General features: G+C 46.0%; 16 protein-coding genes. 4 read left to right on the top strand and 12 right to left on the bottom strand.

What is annotated here, in order from left to right:
• Positions 1-16 precede the first annotated feature (16 nt).
• The 6 genes from lacZ to CHH53_RS02060 all read right to left on the bottom strand — a co-directional run bounded on the left by lacZ (position 17) and on the right by CHH53_RS02060 (position 9,662).
• Positions 17-3,061 carry a beta-galactosidase, LacZ type gene (gene lacZ, locus CHH53_RS02085; protein ID WP_095214476.1) on the bottom strand — a complete coding sequence of 1,015 codons (3,045 nt, stop codon included), beginning with the start codon at positions 3,059-3,061 and terminating at the stop codon, positions 17-19.
• Between the two features lie 24 nt (positions 3,062-3,085).
• Entirely contained in the window at positions 3,086-3,910 is an 825-nt protein-coding gene (locus tag CHH53_RS02080) for a carbohydrate ABC transporter permease (protein ID WP_095214475.1), read from the bottom strand.
• Positions 3,907-4,755: a carbohydrate ABC transporter permease gene (locus tag CHH53_RS02075; RefSeq protein ID WP_233134777.1), complete on the bottom strand. Its 849-nt coding sequence runs from the start codon at positions 4,753-4,755 to the stop codon at positions 3,907-3,909. Before CHH53_RS02075 ends, CHH53_RS02080 begins: the two co-directional genes overlap by 4 nt.
• Before the next feature lie 154 nt (positions 4,756-4,909).
• Positions 4,910-6,184, bottom strand: a complete 1,275-nt coding sequence (locus CHH53_RS02070; protein ID WP_095214473.1) for an ABC transporter substrate-binding protein — start codon at positions 6,182-6,184, stop codon at positions 4,910-4,912.
• A 212-nt stretch (positions 6,185-6,396) separates the two neighbouring features.
• Positions 6,397-8,166 (bottom strand): cache domain-containing sensor histidine kinase, encoded by a 1,770-nt coding sequence (locus CHH53_RS02065; protein WP_095214472.1) that lies wholly within the window; start codon positions 8,164-8,166, stop codon positions 6,397-6,399.
• Between the two features lie 14 nt (positions 8,167-8,180).
• On the bottom strand, positions 8,181-9,662 hold the full coding sequence (locus tag CHH53_RS02060; RefSeq protein ID WP_095214471.1) for a response regulator transcription factor: 1,482 nt from the start codon (positions 9,660-9,662) through the stop codon (positions 8,181-8,183).
• 176 nt (positions 9,663-9,838) lie between these two features.
• Between CHH53_RS02060 and CHH53_RS17235 the strand changes: the two genes are divergently transcribed.
• Positions 9,839-10,006 carry a hypothetical protein gene (locus CHH53_RS17235; RefSeq protein WP_158221449.1) on the top strand — a complete coding sequence of 56 codons (168 nt, stop codon included), beginning with the start codon at positions 9,839-9,841 and terminating at the stop codon, positions 10,004-10,006.
• Between the two features lie 153 nt (positions 10,007-10,159).
• A complete protein-coding gene (locus CHH53_RS02055; RefSeq protein ID WP_095214470.1) occupies positions 10,160-11,170 on the top strand; it encodes an aldo/keto reductase in 1,011 nt (336 codons plus the stop codon).
• A 124-nt stretch (positions 11,171-11,294) separates the two neighbouring features.
• Here the strand turns inward: CHH53_RS02055 and CHH53_RS02050 are convergent, their stop codons facing one another.
• Positions 11,295-12,602 carry a CitMHS family transporter gene (locus CHH53_RS02050; RefSeq protein ID WP_095214469.1) on the bottom strand — a complete coding sequence of 436 codons (1,308 nt, stop codon included), beginning with the start codon at positions 12,600-12,602 and terminating at the stop codon, positions 11,295-11,297.
• Between the two features lie 123 nt (positions 12,603-12,725).
• The gene (locus CHH53_RS02045; RefSeq protein ID WP_095214468.1) at positions 12,726-13,595 is read right to left on the bottom strand and encodes a LysR family transcriptional regulator; all 870 of its coding nucleotides are present in this window, start codon (positions 13,593-13,595) and stop codon (positions 12,726-12,728) included.
• Between the two features lie 137 nt (positions 13,596-13,732).
• Here CHH53_RS02045 and CHH53_RS02040 point away from each other — a divergent pair, with 137 nt between their 5' ends.
• Positions 13,733-14,863, top strand: coding sequence for a 2-methylaconitate cis-trans isomerase PrpF family protein (locus tag CHH53_RS02040; RefSeq protein ID WP_095214467.1), 1,131 nt, complete (start codon positions 13,733-13,735; stop codon positions 14,861-14,863).
• Between the two features lie 13 nt (positions 14,864-14,876).
• Here CHH53_RS02040 and CHH53_RS02035 read toward each other — a convergent pair whose 3' ends face one another.
• Together CHH53_RS02035 and CHH53_RS02030 are read right to left on the bottom strand one after the other, a co-directional pair.
• A complete protein-coding gene (locus tag CHH53_RS02035; protein WP_095214466.1) occupies positions 14,877-15,311 on the bottom strand; it encodes an NUDIX hydrolase in 435 nt (144 codons plus the stop codon).
• A 144-nt stretch (positions 15,312-15,455) separates the two neighbouring features.
• Positions 15,456-16,028, bottom strand: coding sequence for an HAD-IA family hydrolase (locus CHH53_RS02030; RefSeq protein ID WP_095214465.1), 573 nt, complete (start codon positions 16,026-16,028; stop codon positions 15,456-15,458).
• Positions 16,029-16,542: 514 nt separating this feature from the next.
• On the opposite strand from CHH53_RS02030, the gene CHH53_RS17550 reads away from it, so the two are divergent.
• A complete protein-coding gene (locus tag CHH53_RS17550) occupies positions 16,543-17,082 on the top strand; it encodes a hypothetical protein (RefSeq protein WP_233134776.1) in 540 nt (179 codons plus the stop codon).
• Positions 17,083-17,160: 78 nt separating this feature from the next.
• On the opposite strand, the gene CHH53_RS02020 is transcribed toward CHH53_RS17550, so the two are convergent.
• Together CHH53_RS02020 and CHH53_RS02015 are read right to left on the bottom strand one after the other, a co-directional pair.
• A complete protein-coding gene (locus tag CHH53_RS02020; protein ID WP_095214464.1) occupies positions 17,161-18,183 on the bottom strand; it encodes an NADH:flavin oxidoreductase/NADH oxidase in 1,023 nt (340 codons plus the stop codon).
• A gap of 129 nt (positions 18,184-18,312) precedes the next feature.
• Positions 18,313-18,735 (bottom strand): MarR family winged helix-turn-helix transcriptional regulator, encoded by a 423-nt coding sequence (locus CHH53_RS02015; protein ID WP_095214463.1) that lies wholly within the window; start codon positions 18,733-18,735, stop codon positions 18,313-18,315.
• Positions 18,736-18,847: the final 112 nt, after the last annotated feature.

The raw sequence follows: 18,847 nt of genomic DNA, 5'->3' as shown, positions 1-18,847 counted from the left end.
GTCCCAGCCTCTTTCTTTATACTCTATTAATCGTAAAGACAAAACTGTGATCATCATCAGAAGACAGCCTATGTTCCGGGTGTACCGGCGCTCCCCAGCTATCATCTCCCCCCACGCCCATCTGCTTGCCGGATACAGTCAATACAGTGTAATGAATCGGCGGCAGCTCATAGGGATGATTTGCTTGTTCAATCTCCAAGGCAGTATACGGGGAAGCATTACATGTGAGCGGCAGATCATAAGCGCGCAGCACTGCCCCTCTTCCTTTTGCATCCGTGACTTTCAGCCACCGCACTCCAGTCCTGGTACCGGATTCCTGCGGCCGTACATATGCCGTACCGTTCGTATCGACCGTATTCTTGAATCGGATAAGTCTTGCTCCGTGATTCCTGTCTGCATAATTTTCTTCAGGCCCCTTCGCAAACCATTCCAGATTACGATAATCTGCAGAGGTGCGGAATGAGAGGGAAAAAGTTGGCAAATCAGGTAATCCTTCTGCTCCTTGACAGTTCGCTTTCACTCGGATGGCTCCATCAGGGAAAATCGAATATATGGTTTGAACCTGCAGTTTTTCCGCTATCGAAAAAGCATAGGTGAATGTCACATCGACTTGCTCCTCTAAAACATCCACCGCTATATCGGTACATCTTCTCGCCACACTTGCCGCGAGCCATACCCCTGCAGTATAGCTATGCTGATATCCGTCATCATTATCCGTACTGGCTCGCCAAAATGTCGGATAAGGGGGTGTCTCGATCAGTTCCTCCTCATCATAACAAAGTGATGTCATGCTCCCTGCCGCTCTCGAGAACTGGACACTGAAGCCATATCCATGCACCCCGATATTCACATCCCCTTCGACAACCCGGAGCTGACCTGCTGCTTTCGCAATGACAGGTGGTTTCTTTTCCCATACATATTGTCCGAATGCGACTTCGAATCCAGCTTCTGCCCACCTCGTGCTCTCACGTAATCTCATGCTGGCATCAATCGTATAGGTTCCCGGCTCTGCTATCACATCAGCAGGAATATCGAGGGGGAATTCCGCTTGCCCCCCAGCACTTACCGACTGATCGATTTTATCTTCATGACAAGCCACACCATCTCTTTTGACCGCCCAGACCAGATCATACGCAGCTGTATCAGCAAAGAGATTTTCGTTGCGCAGCACGATGCTTTTATCCTTCACATCCAGCTTGATGTTCTGATACAGATATTTGACTTCCTGCATTTTTGGGGAGAGCCTGCGGTCGGCAAACACGATGCCATCGGTACAGAAAATATAGTCTGTCGGTCTGTCATGGAAATCGCCGCCGAATGCAAGATACTCCTGCCCATACCGATTCTTCTTCCAGAGCGCTTGGTCGATATAATCCCAAATGAACCCGCCCTGGTACATCGGATATTGATTTTCCAGCTCCGTATATTTGTACATTCCGCCCAGTGAGTTGTTCATCGCATGTGTATATTCACAATTAATGAACGGCTTTTGCGGGTCCTTTTCCAAATACTCGATAATATCCGCTGCTTTTGCGTACATCCGGCTTTCCATGTCACTCGCTTCCTCGTATTCGCGTGCATGGAACACCCCCTCATAATGGACGAGCCTGCTGGGATCCTTTTCCCGGAAATAATTCGCCACATTGACGATCACCTCTCCTGCATATGATTCGTTCCCGCAGGACCATATCAAGATGGATGGGTGGTTTTTATCCCGTTCCAGCATCGAAATGGCGCGATCCATCACGATATCCTGCCACTGGGGCAGATTGCCCGGTATATTCCAGGATGGATCCACCTGACCGAGCTTTTGCCAGCTGCCATGTGTTTCAAGATTCATCTCATCAATGACATACAATCCATATTCATCACATAGTTCATACCAACGAGTCTGATTCGGGTAATGGGAAGTACGGACAGCATTGATATTATGCTGCTTCAGCGTCTTGATATCCCACAGCATATCCTCCTCGGTGACGGCGCGCCCAGTACGTGCATTGAATTCATGGCGATTGACACCTTTGAAAACGATTCTTTTGCCATTCAGGCACATCACTTTATCAATCAGCTCGAAGCGCCGGAAGCCGACGGACTGCGGGACGACCTCGACAAGCTGATCGTCCTCATTGAAGATTTTCAAATATAGTGTGTACAGATAGGGATCCTCTGCACTCCATAGCTGCGGCCGATCGACTTTGAACGTCACGACAGCCGTCTGCTCCTGGAATAGCCCTTCTGCTTCCTGCATCAAGCTGCCCTTTTTGTCATATAAACTGCCTATGATCCTTGCCCTTGCCGGGATTGTCTCTTGGAAGAGCATTGCAGCCTTCAAAGAACCTTTGCTGTACGTATCATCCAACCTCGCTTGAACGGATAAATCAAACACATGCAGCTGGGGCGTCGTGTACAGATACACATCGCGGAAGATACCGGAAAAGCGCCAGAAATCTTGATCCTCCAGCCAAGCGCCCGTGCTGCGCTGGTACACCTCGACAGCCAGTTTGTTTTCCCCAGGCTGAAGGTAATCCGTCAGTTCAAAGTCGGCCGGTGTGAAAGAATCCTCGCTATAGCCGACAAACCTGCCATTCAGCCATACATAGAAAGCAGACTCCACGCCTTGAAACGATATATACAAGGGCATATTTTCCATCTGTCTGGGAACGGTGAAATGCCGAACATAGCTGCCGACAGGATTATCTTCCTCAGGAATCTGCGGCGGCCGGATATCGTGCACACCATCCCAAGGGTACATCGTGTTCACGTACTGCGGTGTCCCATACCCTTCCAGCTGGATATGAGCTGGAACCGAGATGGAATCCCAATAGCTGCAATCGAAATCTGCTTTGAAAAAATCAGCCGGCCTGGCGTTGGGATTCTTGGCATAATGAAACTTCCATTTCCCATTCAGGCTTTGACGCCATGGCATGCTTCCTTTTGCTTCCGCCTGCTCCAGCGTTTCGTAGTAAACATGGTCCGAATGTGCCAGAACGCGATTCACGGCGAACACACTAGGATCGTTAAGCCAATCCAAACTTGGGGTGATACCCGTATTGATTGTCATACCCTCTTCCTCCCTATATAGCTGTTATTTCACTGAACCCATCATTCCTGCGACGAAATGCTTCTGCATGAAGAAGAAAATGATCGCTGTCGGCAATGTTGCGATGACGATTGCCATCATGATCATGCCGTAATCCGGCGAATAGCTGGAACCAAGATTCGAAATGAGCAATGGAATCGTCTGTTTATCAGGAGATTGCAGGACAACGAGCGGCCAGAGATAATTATTCCAGCTAGCCATGAAAGTGATGATGGCCGCTGCAGCGTATGTTGTTTTCATTGTCGGTACATAAATTCGGAAAAAGATACCGATTTCCTTCAATCCATCTATCCGGCCAGCCTCCAAAATCTCTTTTGGGAACATTTTCGTGCTCTGACGGAAGAAGAAAATCAGGAAGGCTGTCGTGATTGTCGGCAGCACGACCGCTGTCAATGTATCGATTCCGATAAACGGCAAAACCGGCGTGATGGAGCCGAACATGCGAAACAGCGGCACCATCAGAGCAGCAAATGGGATCATCATGGATAAAAGCAAAATATTGAAGACGACATCCTTCGCTTTGCTGCGGTAAATTTCAAATCCATAGCCTGCCAGGGAAGCGATAAGCAAGCTGAGGACGGTCGTAGCAACAGCGATGATCGCCGAGTTCATCAATGCGGGCACCAAATCGACCGACCCTAATAGGTTTTTGAAATTCTCGACAAAATGCCCGCCAGGAAGCAATTTCCCCCTTGTAACGTCTGCAGACGTGTTCGTCATGCTGACGATCATCCAGTAAAAGGGGAAAATGGAGATGATCGCGCAGATGCTGAGAAACAGATAACCAATCACTTTATTGGAAAGGTTCATTTTTTATCACCTGCCGCTTTGAATTGGATGATCGAGAATATGACGATCAGGATCACGATCGCATAGGAAACAGTCGCTGCATAGCCAAAATCAGGTGTGTACTTGAAGGACAGATTATAGATATATTGTGAAATGGTCATGGTCGCATTACCGGGGCCTCCAGCCGTGATGTTCATGACTTCATCGAACAATTGGAGTGTGCCTATTGTCGAAGTGATCGATGTGAAAAGTATGATCGGCTTCAGCATCGGAATCGTGATTTTGAAAAATTGCTGGATGGCGGAAGCACCATCGATTTTGGCAGCTTCATAGATGGAGCGGTCCACATTCTGCAGGGCAGAAAGATAAAAGATCATATTATAACCAGTCCATCTCCACGTGATGGCCAGGATGATGGTGATTTTTGCCCAGAAAGGATCTGTCAGCCACTGTATCGGCTCGGAAACGAGATTGATTTTCATCAATGTCATATTTACGATTCCATCAGGCGCGAACAAGTATTTGAATACCACCGAATAGGCAACAAGCGACGTGACGCAGGGCAGGAAAATGGCAGTCCGGAAAAAGCCCTTCCATTTCAGCGTCTTGTCATTCAGCACAACTGACAGGAATAAAGCCAGCAAAATCATGACAGGTACTTGGATGATCAAGTAGATCACTGTATTTTTCACCGTTGTCAGAAAAACCGGATCCTGGAATAGACGGATATAATTCTCGAAGCCGACAAACGTCAGATTCACGCCGCTGCCAGATTGAAACGATAATAGCAGCGCCTGTACCATCGGGAAGAAATAAAAGATTCCGATCAGCAGGGAAGCCAATGTGACAAATGACCAGCCGACCATTGTATTTTTCAGCCTAAGGGAACTGGCTTTACGCGGTGCTGGTCTTTGGGCAAGTTTTTCCGGCCCGAGTTTTTCAGGAATATTCATGAAGGCGGACTCCTTTCGAAAGAGGCCCCGGGAGCCAATGCGTCCTCGGCGTCCCAGGGCCATAGATTTACTTCGCTTGCTGCTCTGCCAGCGACTGAGCATTTTCCAAGACTGTGTCCAGATCCTCGCCATCCAGATATTTCTGGATTTCATTCGCCAGGATATCTTCGATCACATACGTGTGCAGCCCATAATTGACTTGCGGAATCTCTTCTGTCCAAGCGGCGAAATCGGATAGTATCTTCTGGCCGCCGAAGAATTCATCTTCTGCCTGGTATGCTTCCCCGTCTGCTGCAGGCTGGTACGTTCCAAGACCGCCGACCTCTTCAACAAACCGCTGGTAATAATCAACATTCGCTCCGAATGTCTTGCCCAAGAATTCAGCGGCTTTTTCCTTTCCGGGAACGTTCAGTACATACCATGAGCTGCCCCCAAGATTGGAAGCATTGACGGACTCGATGCCAGGAAGCTTTGGAAACGGTGCGACAGCCCACTTCCCTGATTGTGATGCTTCTGCTTTGATGGAAGGAGTGATCCAGTTGCCGCTTGGCACCATGGCAATATCGCCATTATTGATTGCTGCGATGAACTGGCTCCAGTCGGAATGCGGCTTCACCAAGTCTGCATCGATCATTTCCTTGTACAGACGGAAAGCCTCTTTCAGCGCTTCATTATCCGCAATGTCAGGCGTTACACCGTCCTCCTCCAAATACCAAGCCCCACTTGACTGAATCATCATGCGCAGCAAACCAAGATCTTTCGGATCCTGTGTAAGCATTTGCTTTCCTGTTGCATCCTTGACGGCTTTTCCAATTTCGATCACTTTCTCCCAATCTGTGTTTTGCAGATCTTCTATACTGTAGCCTGCTTCTTCCAAGTAGTCCGTCCGAACATACAGCCCAGCCACACCGGAATCGAACGGTACACCATACTGCTTGCCTTCGAAGCTGGTTGTCGGAATTTTATACTTCGCGAAATCATCGGTGGAAATGCTATCGTCGACTGCATAAAACATATCTGGATAGGACTGCAGGAAGCTTTGTGCACGATAATCTTCAATCAGCACGATATTAGGAAGTCCTTTTGTCGTTCCAGAGCTGAGGCTTGTGTTCAGCTTTTGGATAATATCATCCTGGGCATTTTCGATGATTTCGATATTCAGCTCGGTGTTTTCTTGTTGATAAGCTGTTTTCGCCAGCTCCATTGCTTTTATGTTGAAATTCGGATCCCATGCCCAGACTTTGATATCGTTCGTATCAGCGTCTGCCTCCGAGCTGGAACCCGAAGAACATGCAGACAGAACGAGCAAACCAACAAATAAAAGTGCAAATAATCTCTTCATCCGTTTACCTCCCCTTTTTTGTAAGCGCTATCTCCTTGATTCCATCGTAGCATGCACTTCTCGGACCCTGTTAGGAGATTATTAAGCGATCCTTGGATTAAATCACCATTTTGACAGCGCTTACAGTTTGGTATTAGGATTATTTTTCGTTATTTGCATTATTTATCGTACCCTTCTTCCCTCTGCATATAGATAAAGAGCCTGATATGATGCTAGATGATGTTCTTCCCCTCTTCCTTTGAAGCTGGCAGTCTCAGTTTGACTCTCGTACCCAGCCCCTCTTTGCTTGCAATGGATACGCCATAGTCCGGTCCATACAGCAGCTGCATGCGTTCATGGACATTTTTCACACCGATACCCGAAAACAGCTGCCGATTACGATTCGTATGAGGAAGGCTTTCTATATTGGCGGCCATCCCGTCTCCATCATCAGCAATTTCGCAAATAAGATCATCTGCCTCACGCCAAATGAGGACCGAGATGGTTCCTTCGGCAGTCTTATTGAAAGCATGGAAAAATGAATTTTCGATAAAGGGCTGCAGAATCAGCTTAGGAATGCGATATTCCATGCAATCCGGTGCAATCATGAATTGAACCTGTATTCTATCCCCATATCGCTTCTGATTGATCAACACATAGTTTTTCAGGTTTTCAACTTCCAGCTCGACTGTGACCGACTCATCCACATTGCCGACAGTATTCTGAAGCAGGGTGATGAACGCGTCAATCGTCTTTTCTGCTTCTTCCCGTTCCCCCATCTGGACCAAGAACTTTATGGAAGCCATCGTATTATAAAGAAAATGCGGATTTATCTGCTGCTGTAAAGCAGCCAATTCAGCATGACGCTGCTGCTTTTGTGCTTCGATGAGTCTTTCCACATATACTTGCAGTTCATCCATCATACTGTTGAAAGCCGATCCAATCTGCTTCGTTTCATATGTTCCTTCATATACAAGCCGACGCTGCAGACCTTTTTTCGGGACTGCTTCAATATCCTTGACAAGCTTGGAAAGCGAGTTGGTCAAACGCTTCGTTACAAGGAAAACAATGATCAGGGCAAGAACAACAACTCCTGCAAGTAATAACACTATCTGTTTCGTATCGATCAGGTTTCCGACAGCGGTTTGTTTGTCCACCATATTGACAAGGTACATATCGAAATAAGGCAGGTATTCTGCCAGCATGATCTGATTGGTATCCTGGAATTCGACTTCCCGGTACCTGACTCCGGCAGCTTCCATACGCTCTGCTTGCTGACTGAGCTCCGGCAGCGATTGTCCAATCGCGCTTGCCAGACTGCTGGAAACCACTTTGCCATTTCTGTCCACCACATAAAAATCATTCCCTGGTTTTACATAGTCGGTATAGAAGGAACGCAGCTGCCCTTCTTTGATAGGAAAATACACAGCTCCCAGGGCTTGCTCCGTTTCCCTATCGCGCAGAGCCTTCGCCGCGATTACATAATTATCATTTGCTTCCTGTGAATCTTGAAAATAAAGCAGCTTATTCGGCTGCTCTGTGATCGTTTCTGTGATTTCGTGTCCCCGGATTACGCCGGGGGAAGCCGGCCAATACGTGAAATTCGTCGTATAGGTGATCCTCTCCCGATCAGCGATGGCAATCTCGACATTCTGGTTGCCAAGACGCTCCCTGATATGATCAATCTGCTGCATGACATGGAAAAGACTTTGCATACGTGCATTATCCGGTTCTTCCCCGGATAAAAATGCCTCTATCGTACTGCTTTGATCCACATTGGAGGCTGCCATCACAATACTGTAATTCAATTCTTCAAAATCATACTGAATCTGATTGATGATTTGTGAATTTGTGATGCTGAACTTTTCGACGAAAAACTGCTCGGCCATCCTGATCGTCGCAAACGTAACTGCAATAGCCACCAAAATGATGAGTCCAACTGTCACAAGGAACATCTTCATGAACAAACCATTCGGATGGAGACGGTCTTTGATCACATGCATCAGTCCTCCCCTCCTCAGCTCATCATCCGTTTCCGTCGATATTGCGAAGGAGAATAGCCTGTTTGCTTCTTGAAGACTCGACAAAAATAGCTGTGATCAGAGAACCCTACTTGTTCGCTGATTTTTGAAATAGGGATATCGTTTTGTCTTAGCAAGTTGATGGCCGCCTCGATCCTGACGCGATTGAGATACCCGCTGAATCCCTCCCTGCTATGTGCGGAAAAGTAATTGGATAGATAAGAAGGGCTGAAATGGAAATGATTCGCAATATCCGATAACGATAACGCTTCATGGTAATGCTCCTTGATGTACGCGGTCAGCTTTCGCATATGTCCCTGGCCGCCTTCGCTTTTTACAAGGCATTCCACTTCCTTTAAAAAAGATGCAATCGTTTTATTGGCTTTGTATATATCTTCCGCTTGGACAACACGCTGGAAGTAATCATACTTCCTCTTCTCCAGCAGCTCCGTCTGATACTTCCCATTGCCAAGCAGCACAATCAGATTGAACATGACGTTATTGAGAAAAGCTTTGTACTCGGCTATATCCTGTTTATAATTTTTAGCCGACCGCTCCATATGCTCCTGTACATGACGAAACGCCTCCTGAAAGTCATCCCGCTTGCACGCTTCGATAAACCCATCCATTTCGAATTCACACTCTTCAGCAGTATCCAGGGGAAGGCTCGCTTCCGAAAGATAACCCTTATCCGGAAAATAAAAACGATAGCTCTCCAACTGCTCGAGTTCCTTTTGTTTTTCTTTCAGCTCCAAAATATCATCGAAAGGCCTCGTAACACAGATGCATGCTGAAGCCGGGACATCCGGGAACGCATTTTCATCAAGTATTTCCTCGCCGTTCCATAGGGAAATTTCGTTATCCGCACCTGATATGATAGGGAAAAAGCTCCCGTTCTTCATTGCCGTATTGCGAATGGATCCTGCATCCTGGCTTGCCTCCTGCCTGATGCTTACTACTTGGAAATGCTTAGATGGGAAATAGGCTGCTATTTCTTCATGAAAAGACGTATCCACCCCTTCAAAAAGGCGCAGCAGCTTTTCCTTCCATGTTTTATCATGTTCGCCTGTGCTACTAAGATGAAAATCTTCCAACTGTCCTGCAGCAAGACGCAGCGCTTGCAGCAGGACCTCTGCATTCAGCTTCGGTTTCAGGATATAATCGATGACTCCATTTTGAAAAGCACCTCTTACATAATCGAATTCACTGAAACTGCTCAGTACGATCAGACCGATATGCGGGTATTTTTCTTTCACGATCCTTATCAGAGCCTCTCCATCCATGATCGGCATGACGACATCTGTGACAACGATATGCGGGTCCAGCTTCTCAATCAGTTCCAATGCTTCTCTACCATTGGAAGCTTCGCCGACAATCGTGAACCCTTCTTTCTCCCAATCCAGATAATGTTTTATACCTTGCCGAATAAGAATTTCATCATCAACGATCAACGTCCTGCACAGTCCTTTTGTATCCAAGCATGACACCCCTTTACCAGATCATTGCCTGACTTTTAGAAAGCGCTTTCTTCAATAGTGTTCCAGATGCCCTCATCTGTCAAGGCGACCGAAATCACCCGTCTTTAAATAACAAAATTTGTTCGCCGCTGTGTTATGATGAGGACAACTAAATTCAGCTGGAAGGAGAATGACAATTGACGCTGCGCGAACGAAGGAGAAAACGAAAAAAGGAAGACAATCCAAATTATAAATGGGATGTTGTCGAGCTTCTGCTTTGGGTGCCGGAACTGCTTTTCCTGCCACTCCGCTTGCTCCTTTGGATAAGCCGAGGCATCATGAGGCTGCTTCAGAATAGTCCGTGAGAAAGGAGAATTAAAGGGCGATTCCCCCGCATTCATGAGCACCATCCATTTCGGAATCCGCTCGAGGCAACAAACGATGCTTAGCTCATGTGTTTTGTTTTCCTGAAGACGGGAACACAACGTCCAAAAGCACCTGAGAAAGGATGAAACACGTTGAAAAAAGTCAAGCTTGGTGCAAGTGACTTGGAAGTAACGCAAATTGCTTTGGGGACATGGGCCATGGGCGGTTATTTGTGGCAGCGTGAACCAGATGAAGACAGTGCGAAACAGACTGTCCATGCAGCCATTGACCAAGGCATCAACCTGATTGACACCGCACCAGATTACGGACTGGGAAAATCGGAAGAATTCATCGGCAGGGCTTTGCAGGAATCCAGCATTCCGCGTGATGAGCTCATTTTGGCTGGAAAACCTGGCGTCAATTGGACCGATGATACACAACTGTTCCGGGATATGCGACCTGAAAATGTAGAAAAGGAACTTGATTTGACATTGAAGCGCCTGGGTACGGATTATCTCGATCTTTATCAGGTACACTGGCCTGATCACGAAATCCCGATGGAAGAGATTGCCGGCGTCATGAACGACTTATTCCGCAAAGGAAAAATCCGCGCCATCGGAGTCAGTAATTTCACACCGCAGGAGATGGAAGCTTTTCAAAAGGAAGCACCGCTTCATGTCACCCAGAATCAGTTCAACATGCTGCAGCGCGGACTATGGGGATGGTTCGATTATGCGCAGCGACATCAAATCGGCGGATTGGCTTGGGGACCGATGGCACATGGTTTGCTGGCAGATGGCTTGACCAAATCGACGACATTCCCTGAAGGAGATTTCCGCTCTTCCCATCCTTTATTCGAAAGCGGAAGGTTCGAGGCTATCCTGGATGCAGTCGAGCAATTGAAGACCTTTGCTGCCAATCGCGAGAAGACGATGGCACAGCTCGCAATACGCTGGGTACTGGAGCAGGACGGCGTCGATGCTGCCATCTGGGGTGCTTACTCACCGGAACAGCTCGATGAAGTGACGGGAGTGACAGACTGGACGCTAAGCAAAGAGAATCTGCTTGCCATCGACCAAATCCTGAAGCTGCACATCGATGACTGGAGCAGCAGCTATCTGGATGCATACGCCCCTGCGGAAAGATCACAAGTGCATGCATAAAAATGAAGCACCAGCCAAGATGCGGCTGGTGCTTTTTTATTCCGTCATTGTGTCTTGTTTGCCGGGTTATGCCCCGCATCCATGCTGGATTTTTATCCGAATGGACATTCACATGATCAGCTATCTATCTGAATGAAATCGCCCCTGTCACCATAGCCACAAGAATAATGAATATCGAGGTCAACACAGCCCATTTGACTGCATAGCGCTGAAATGCCCCAAGGTCGACCTTCAGCATACTCACAAGAAGTATAGTGGAAGCTACAAGCGGACTCATGAGGTGCACCGGCTGCCCCAGGATAGATGCCCTGGCGATTTCGATTGGATCAACCCCATAAGCCGATGCAGCTTCGGCGAAAATCGGTACCATCCCGAAGTAATAGGCATCATTGGAAAGGACAAAAGTCAATGGAAGACTGGTGATGGCGACAACCAACGGGAAAAGCTCTCCCATGGAAGGCGGAATGAATGCAACAATCGAGCCGGCTATGGCATTGACCATTTCCGTTCCAGACAATATACCGGCAAAAACACCTGCTGCGAACACAAGCAAGACAACCGTGATCGCATTGCTTGCATGCTCGGCGATGCGTTCCTTCTGCACCTGCAGGTTCGGGTAATTGATGGTCAGCGCCAAAACAAATCCGATAAGGAATAAAACTGCCGGATGCATGATTCCCATAACAAGCAGCACCAGTATGGCTATGACAAGAAACAGATTAATCCAGCGCAGCTTTGGCCGTTTAAGTAAATCCCCTTCCAAGGCCGCTGCCATATACGGTTCCGGATCATAGGAATTCGACTCAACCTTCGATACTCCGATGCGTTTGCGTTCCCTGAGACCCAGCATGAAGGCTGTAAAGATGACAAAAATGATACCCCCGATCATCGTCGGAAGAAGCGGGATGAAGAATTCGGACGGATCCAACCCCAATACGGCAATCGCCCTGGTTGCCGGGCCTCCCCAAGGTGTCATACCACTGATGATACTCAATGCCAGCATCGCAACTGTCGCCATTATCAATGGATTCATACCAATCCGTTTGTAAAGGGGCAGCATTGCAGATACCGTGATCATATAAGTGGTCGTTCCATCTCCATCCAATGCAATCAGCATTGCCAGAACAGCCGAACCAATCGCAATTTTGACCGGATCCCCCTTTACCAGCGCAAGGATTTTCTTTATCAATGGATCAAATAGCCCGGTATCAATCAGGATGCCGAAAAACAGGATTGCAAACAGCAGCAAAGCCGCCGAACTGGCTACCGTTTGCAGTCCGTCCAAAATCATATCACCGACACTTCCTCCAAAACCGCCTATCAAAGCGAAGAATATCGGTGTGATCGTCAAGGCAACAATGGGAGAAAGCTTTTTAGACATAATCAATACAGTGAATACAATCATCATGGAAAACCCAAGTATAGTCAGCATGCTCATTCCCCTCTCTCTTGAATACGCTTTCATTAGTTTGCTTGAAGAAGCATTTGACTTAGCATATTACATAGCAGGAGATAAGTTAAATATAACTATTTTTTCGATACTCATAAATAAATTTTATATTGTGACATGCTGTTCCGTTTTAAGGAACCCTATAAATGCTTTGACGACTTGGAGATCCAGCGACTTTGGATCATACATCAGCCATGTATCACGAAGCAATGGCTCCTTCTTATCATTCATCAATCCAATACGATGCAGCTGGTCGGATTCACGAAGACATATCTCCGGAACAATGGAATATCCCAGCCCATGTTTGACCATTTCCTTACAGGTTTCCTGACGATCCACTTCCATTGCTGTAAGCGGTGCATGCTGCAAATGCTCATGGATCCATCCATCGATGATCGTTTTGAGCGATGTGTCTGTATTGTATTTAATGAAAGGCAGCAAAGGCAGCTGACCGATACTGATTTTTTGTTTGGAGATAATATATAGTTGTTCTCTTGTCAGAATTTCTTTGACCCCTTGCCAGCGATGATTTCCTCGCAGGATGCCCAAATGCACATCTCCCCCATCCAATAATCTCATCACCCTTGTACTCCAGCCAGTTTGTACATTGTACTGGACATTCGGATAGATGGAAGAGAATTTTGCCAGCAATCCAGGCAGCTTATATTGGGCGAAGTTACTGGAAACCGCTAAACGAAGCGTACCTTGCACTTCTTTACCCAGGTTGGCTATTGCATCCTTCGTTTCTTGCAGCTTTCGCAGCATCTCAACCGCATAATCCGCAAGGTATTCCCCTTCAGCCGTCAATGTGATTCCCCTGTTCCGTTTGGTGAACAGCTTAACATGAAAGCTCTCTTCAATCTTTTGGATTCTGTACGTCAAAGAGGGCTGAGACGTGAACAACCTCTCTGCAGCTTTTGTGACACTCTTTTCTTCCCCTAATAACTTCAATAAAAGCCAATCTTTCTCATCCATTACGCACCCTCCTAGGTACTTACTCACAGTTATAAAAAAAATCTTAACTAAAGGAAAAATAATTGTATTTTATTTTATCAATACCCGGGACTATGCTGACAGTATAAACTAATTCCTTCAAAAAAGGACGTGAGCAGATGGAAAAGGTTCCTGTTGTCTACATGCGCGGAGGTACAAGCAAAGGTGTTTTTCTTCATGAAAGAGACATGCCTGCCGAAAAAGAGAATTGGACGCCGTTCCTTCTCGATTTGATGGGAAGTCCGGATAAACGGCAAATTGATGGATTGGGAGGAGCCAATTCACTGACAAGCAAAGCTGCCATCATACGGAAAGCAGAACCGGAAGAAGACTTTGATGTCCACTATACCTTTGCTCAAGTAAGCATTACAGCTGAAACAGTCGATATGAACGGGAACTGCGGCAATATTTCGTCTGCGGTGGGCCCTTTTGCAATTCAGGAAGGGCTCGTCCCTGTCACAGAGCCCATCACAACGGTGAGGATCTGGAACACGAATACCAAAAAGCTGATCATTGCCGAAGTAGCAGTAAAGGATGGCAACGTACAAACGTCGGGTACGACCTCCATCCCCGGAGTGCCGGGTCATGGTTCCGGGATAACCTTGACATTTTGTGATGCAGAAGGATCCGTCACAGGTGAATTACTCCCTACCGGGAATATTACCGATTCACTGGAAACAAGCTTCGGCAGCATCGACTGTTCCATCGTTGATGCTGCAAATCCCCTGGTTTTTATTGAAGCTGCTTCTCTGGATATAGAAGGAACCATCCTGCCTGATGCTTTTACGGAAGCAAAACTTCAGCAGTGCGAGGAAATACGCGCTGCCGCTGCTGAACTGTGCGGTTTTGCAAGCAGGGATCAAGCTACCAAGCTCTCCCCTGCAGTTCCGAAACTAGCATTGATAGGAAAACCAAAAGCATTTATAGATATGAACGACAACACCCATTCCGCTCAGGATATGGATATCCATGTGCGTATGCTATCCATGCAAAAGCCTCATGAAGCACTCGCCATAACCGGTGCCATTTGCACGACTGCTGCATGTGCCATTACGGGTACGCTGCCACAAAAGCTGGCAAGAAACACAGCCGGCAGTTTGAGAATTGCCCATCCATCAGGTGTGACCGAGACAGCATACTCCAGCTTATCAGAAATAAAAGTAATCCGCACCGCCAGAAGGATCATGGACGGCATTGCTTATGTAAAGCATGACTACAACATGCGAGAAGCTATCCCTTTGAAGGAGTAAGAAAAGCTGTCTGTTATGACAGCTTTTCTTTTGAGTTGAGCTTATCCACAGCCAATGTAATATTCTCCCTTAAATAGGAAGGTGCATCTTTATGTACCAGTATATCCTCTGTCGTCATCCACATTACTTCCTCCACTTCCTCCCTGCTCTTGGCATAAGGTACACCGGATTTATGCCGGCATAAAAATACTATATCGATCACATGCGTCCCTTTGCCGGTAACAAAGGAAGTGCTGTTCACAGTCATCCCTTCCACATCAATCCCTATCTCTTCGAAGATCTCACGCTTCAGTGTCTTTTCCAGGATATCAGCAGATGCACCTTCCAATTCACATTTACCGCCAACCATGGATAAACATCCCGCCGCATGCTCCTCTTTTTCACCTCTTTTGATCAGCAGCCACTTACCATCGCGGGGGATGGCTCCTTCCACATTGATGACAAACACTGGACTTCTTCCTCCTTTTTGATCCTGGACCTCACTTAAAACCACTGGATTCATGATACACTCATAATATTACCGAAAATTCCCATCACGTGAATTATACAGGAGGGATTTTCTTGTGAGGAAGTGGCAAATCAAAGGTTTTCATTAATCGGCAACCGGCAAATCAAGTTTAAAGAAATCCGCGTAATCATTTAAGTGATAATCAGCTATACTGCTTTTACCCTGATACATGCATGCTGCGATACCAAGATCCTTGGCAGGCTGCAAATCCAATTCCCTGTCCCCGATGACTAAATCGATACCATGTTTTTCATGCAGGTACTTATAAGCTGCACAATCAGGTTTACGAGGGAAGCCATCATCGATTGTTACCATGTCAGCAAAGTACTTCTCCCAGCCATAATATTGCAAGATAGCCAAGACTCCTTCCCTATGTTTATGGGTCATGATGACATTCTTATTGGCATACTGAAGTATTTCTTCGACATGATCAAACGGCTTTAAATCTCGCGGCACTAAATTCTTTATGAGCGTTTTTATTTCTGCCTCTTTCTCTTGCGGGACGTCATAGTGTTCTATTGCATGAGAATAAGATATTTTTAAATTATAATAGATATCCTCCTTATCGATTGCTTCTCCTATCACGGAAGATAGTGCATTGGTATAAGCTGGATATGTATCAAATAATGTTCCATCAAAGTCCCATAGTATATTCAAGAGAACCACCCTTTCTGCAGATCCATTCATTACCAAATCACTATTAGTCTATCATAGTGTTTTTATTTTGGATTACATATTTCAGCCTGCACGTATTTCAAAGAAGGATCCATCAATCAGTTTCTCATACTTTAGAAGAGTCCTTATCAGCAACCATTGCTAAGTCGTTAAATCGAAAACGAAGGAGAGGTTTATTTGGTACAAATAAAAAAAATCGGGCATTTTTGCGCAAATGACGATAAAGGTTTCATAATAAATGAAGCAAAAAAAGAAAAAAGTCGATCCAGTATATTTTGATTTGATAAAGAAAGTGGTTCAAGTTTATAAGGACCAGTTGGGCTCGAGCCTTCATAGTGTATATATCAGGGGATCCATTCCGCGCGGATTGGGAATATGCGGTGTTTCTGATTTAGATACAATCTGCATCACGAATATTGAAATAAATGAGCTGGAGTTAAAGTGGGTCAGCAAAGCTGAAGAACAGCTAAACAAAGCCTTCAGCTGTGTAAACGGAGTGGAATTGAGCTTCTGTCACATCGAGGAATTTAATGATACGAGGATTTTTTCCATCATTCCATTTATGATCAAAACACATAGTATATGTGTATATGGAAATGATGCAGGACGTCACCTGCCTTCTTATAAAGCTGATAGGACGCTCGCCAATGATCATATTTTTCATTTACAGCATTGCATGGAAACAGCAAAAAAAGACCTGCAAGGAAATGAAGATGAAGAAGATATCTTGGATTGTTGTGTTTGGATCATGAAGATCATCATCAGAGCCGGGCTTGCCCTGATATTGGAAAAAGAAAGACGATATACACGGGATTTGTATCCTGCATATGAAGCGTTTGCCAAGCATTTTCCTGACCAAGAACAAAACATGAGACAAGCACTCCATTATGCAATCAATCCTGTTGCGGATACGGATCAATTATGTTCATACCTAGAAAAAATGGGGCCATGGATGATAAAAGAATCCGAAATATGGTTATCCCTTCACAATCCACAAAGGAGAAGAAATATGCCACTGGACAATCAATACATATAATTGCCTTCTTTCTAGAAAGTGTACACAAAAAGCCCACCTGATCCTGCAGCAGGTGGGCTTGTATCATTATTGAATTAATTAAAATCCTGCTTCATACTGCTTCGGTACATTCGTCTCTTTCCTGAGCTGCTTGGCAGCTTCCAATGTCCAGTAAGGATTTCTGAGCATACCTCTGCCGACTTGTACAAGATCTGCTTCTTCATTTCCAATGACTGCGTTGGCCAGGATTGGATCATCCAGTCTTCCGACAGCAATAACCGGAACTTGCAGTGCCTCTTTGATTTGACGTGCTAGCGGCACTTGGTAAGCTGCATGTGTTCCAGGTCTTCCTTGCGCCGCAATCTGACCTTCGCCGCCGGAAGAGATGTCAAACATGTCTGCTCCCGCTTCTTGGTATGCTTTCGCAAACTCGATGCTTTCTTTGATGCCATAGCCTCCTTCTACATATTCCTGTGCTGAAATACGTACAATCAGCGGCATATCGCCTGGCATTTCCGCTTTAGCTGCTTGGATGACTTCCCGTCCGAATTTCGTCAGATCCTGACCATACTCATCATCCCGTTTATTGGTAAGCGGGGAATGGAATTGATGGATGAGATAACCGTGGGCACCGTGAATTTCGATGGCATCGAAGCCGGCCTGCACGGCACGTCTTACTGCCAGACGGAATTTCTCGACCATTCCTTTTACTTCTTCGGTAGTAAGTGCTCTTGGTGTTTTGGAATTTTCATCAAATGGAATCGCAGATGGCGCGACCGGTTCAGGTGCATCTTCTGCTTTACGCCCAGCATGCGCGATTTGGATGCCGATCTTCGCTCCATGGCTGTGCACTGCATCCACAATCCTTGCAAGAGCTGGCACCTGTTCATCTGACCATAATCCCAAATCATAGTCCGTGATTCGTCCATCAGGTTCTACATCAGTCATCTCCACAATGATGAAGCCTGTTCCGCCCACTGCCCGGCTGACATAATGCTGATAATGCCATTCATTGGCAATTCCATCTTTCTTATCGACGGAATACTGACACATTGGCGGCATGACGACTCTGTTTTTCAGTTCCAGATTCTTTATTTTGTATGTACTGAATAAATGTTTCATTTTGAAGACTCCTTAGGATTCATTTATATGCATCACGCATGCATTTAATTTATCGTGTTTGGTGCTGTACTGTCAAATGATGCGCACAAACAAAAAGTACCTTATCAGGTACTTTTAAAATACGTCATATTATAGTTTCTGCAATAATTGCTTCCATATACCTTCCGCATCAAATTGAGCCAGATTGTCCCTTATTACTTCATAGAATACACTAAGGCCTCGCTGCAGTTTCTTCTCCCCTGATTCTGTCATTTGTGTATAAGTCCCTCTGCGATCATCCGTACAGACATGTTTCTGCAAAGCTCCGCAGCTGGCTGCTTCCATCTTCCCCACCAAGCGGGAAAGGGCACTTTGGCTCAGCCCGATCAATTCCTGAAGCTGCTGCAGACGGAGTTTTTTCTGCGGAGCCTTAGAGAGATGGTACAGCACGTAAAACTCTTTTATCGATAGACTGCACTCTTTTTGCAGAACATTTTCCAATTCCTTCTTCAGCTTCATTTGTAAATTATCAAGTGCCAGCCACTCATTCATGAAATCTTGGCTTGTATTCATTGGATTTCCACCTATTCTACTATCAAATGCTATACGTTTTACTATACTGTACTTGATACTGGACCTCAATCCGTAATTGAAACAGCAACCAATTAAATAATCGGGTACTTCC

It is taken from the genome of Terribacillus sp. 7520-G, assembly GCF_002271665.1.
Taxonomy (GTDB): domain Bacteria; phylum Bacillota; class Bacilli; order Bacillales; family Amphibacillaceae; genus Terribacillus.
Note: the sequence above shows the minus strand (reverse complement) of the source record. Positions and strands in the feature narration are given on the sequence as shown.

Excerpts from the sequence above, each read along its gene's own strand:
- CHH53_RS02015 (WP_095214463.1), bottom strand. The coding sequence starts at position 18,735 with ATGAATACAAGCCAAGATTTCATGAATGAGTGGCTGGCACTTGATAAT.
- CHH53_RS02045 (WP_095214468.1), bottom strand. The coding sequence starts at position 13,595 with ATGGATGAGAAAGATTGGCTTTTATTGAAGTTATTAGGGGAAGAAAAG.
- CHH53_RS02040 (WP_095214467.1), top strand. The coding sequence starts at position 13,733 with ATGGAAAAGGTTCCTGTTGTCTACATGCGCGGAGGTACAAGCAAAGGT.
- CHH53_RS02080 (WP_095214475.1), bottom strand. The coding sequence starts at position 3,910 with ATGAACCTTTCCAATAAAGTGATTGGTTATCTGTTTCTCAGCATCTGC.
- CHH53_RS02050 (WP_095214469.1), bottom strand. The coding sequence starts at position 12,602 with ATGCTGACTATACTTGGGTTTTCCATGATGATTGTATTCACTGTATTG.
- CHH53_RS02065 (WP_095214472.1), bottom strand. The coding sequence starts at position 8,166 with ATGCATGTGATCAAAGACCGTCTCCATCCGAATGGTTTGTTCATGAAG.
- CHH53_RS02070 (WP_095214473.1), bottom strand. The coding sequence starts at position 6,184 with ATGAAGAGATTATTTGCACTTTTATTTGTTGGTTTGCTCGTTCTGTCT.
- lacZ (WP_095214476.1), bottom strand. The coding sequence starts at position 3,061 with ATGACAATCAATACGGGTATCACCCCAAGTTTGGATTGGCTTAACGAT.
- CHH53_RS02075 (WP_233134777.1), bottom strand. The coding sequence starts at position 4,755 with ATGGTCGGCTGGTCATTTGTCACATTGGCTTCCCTGCTGATCGGAATC.
- CHH53_RS02020 (WP_095214464.1), bottom strand. The coding sequence starts at position 18,183 with ATGAAACATTTATTCAGTACATACAAAATAAAGAATCTGGAACTGAAA.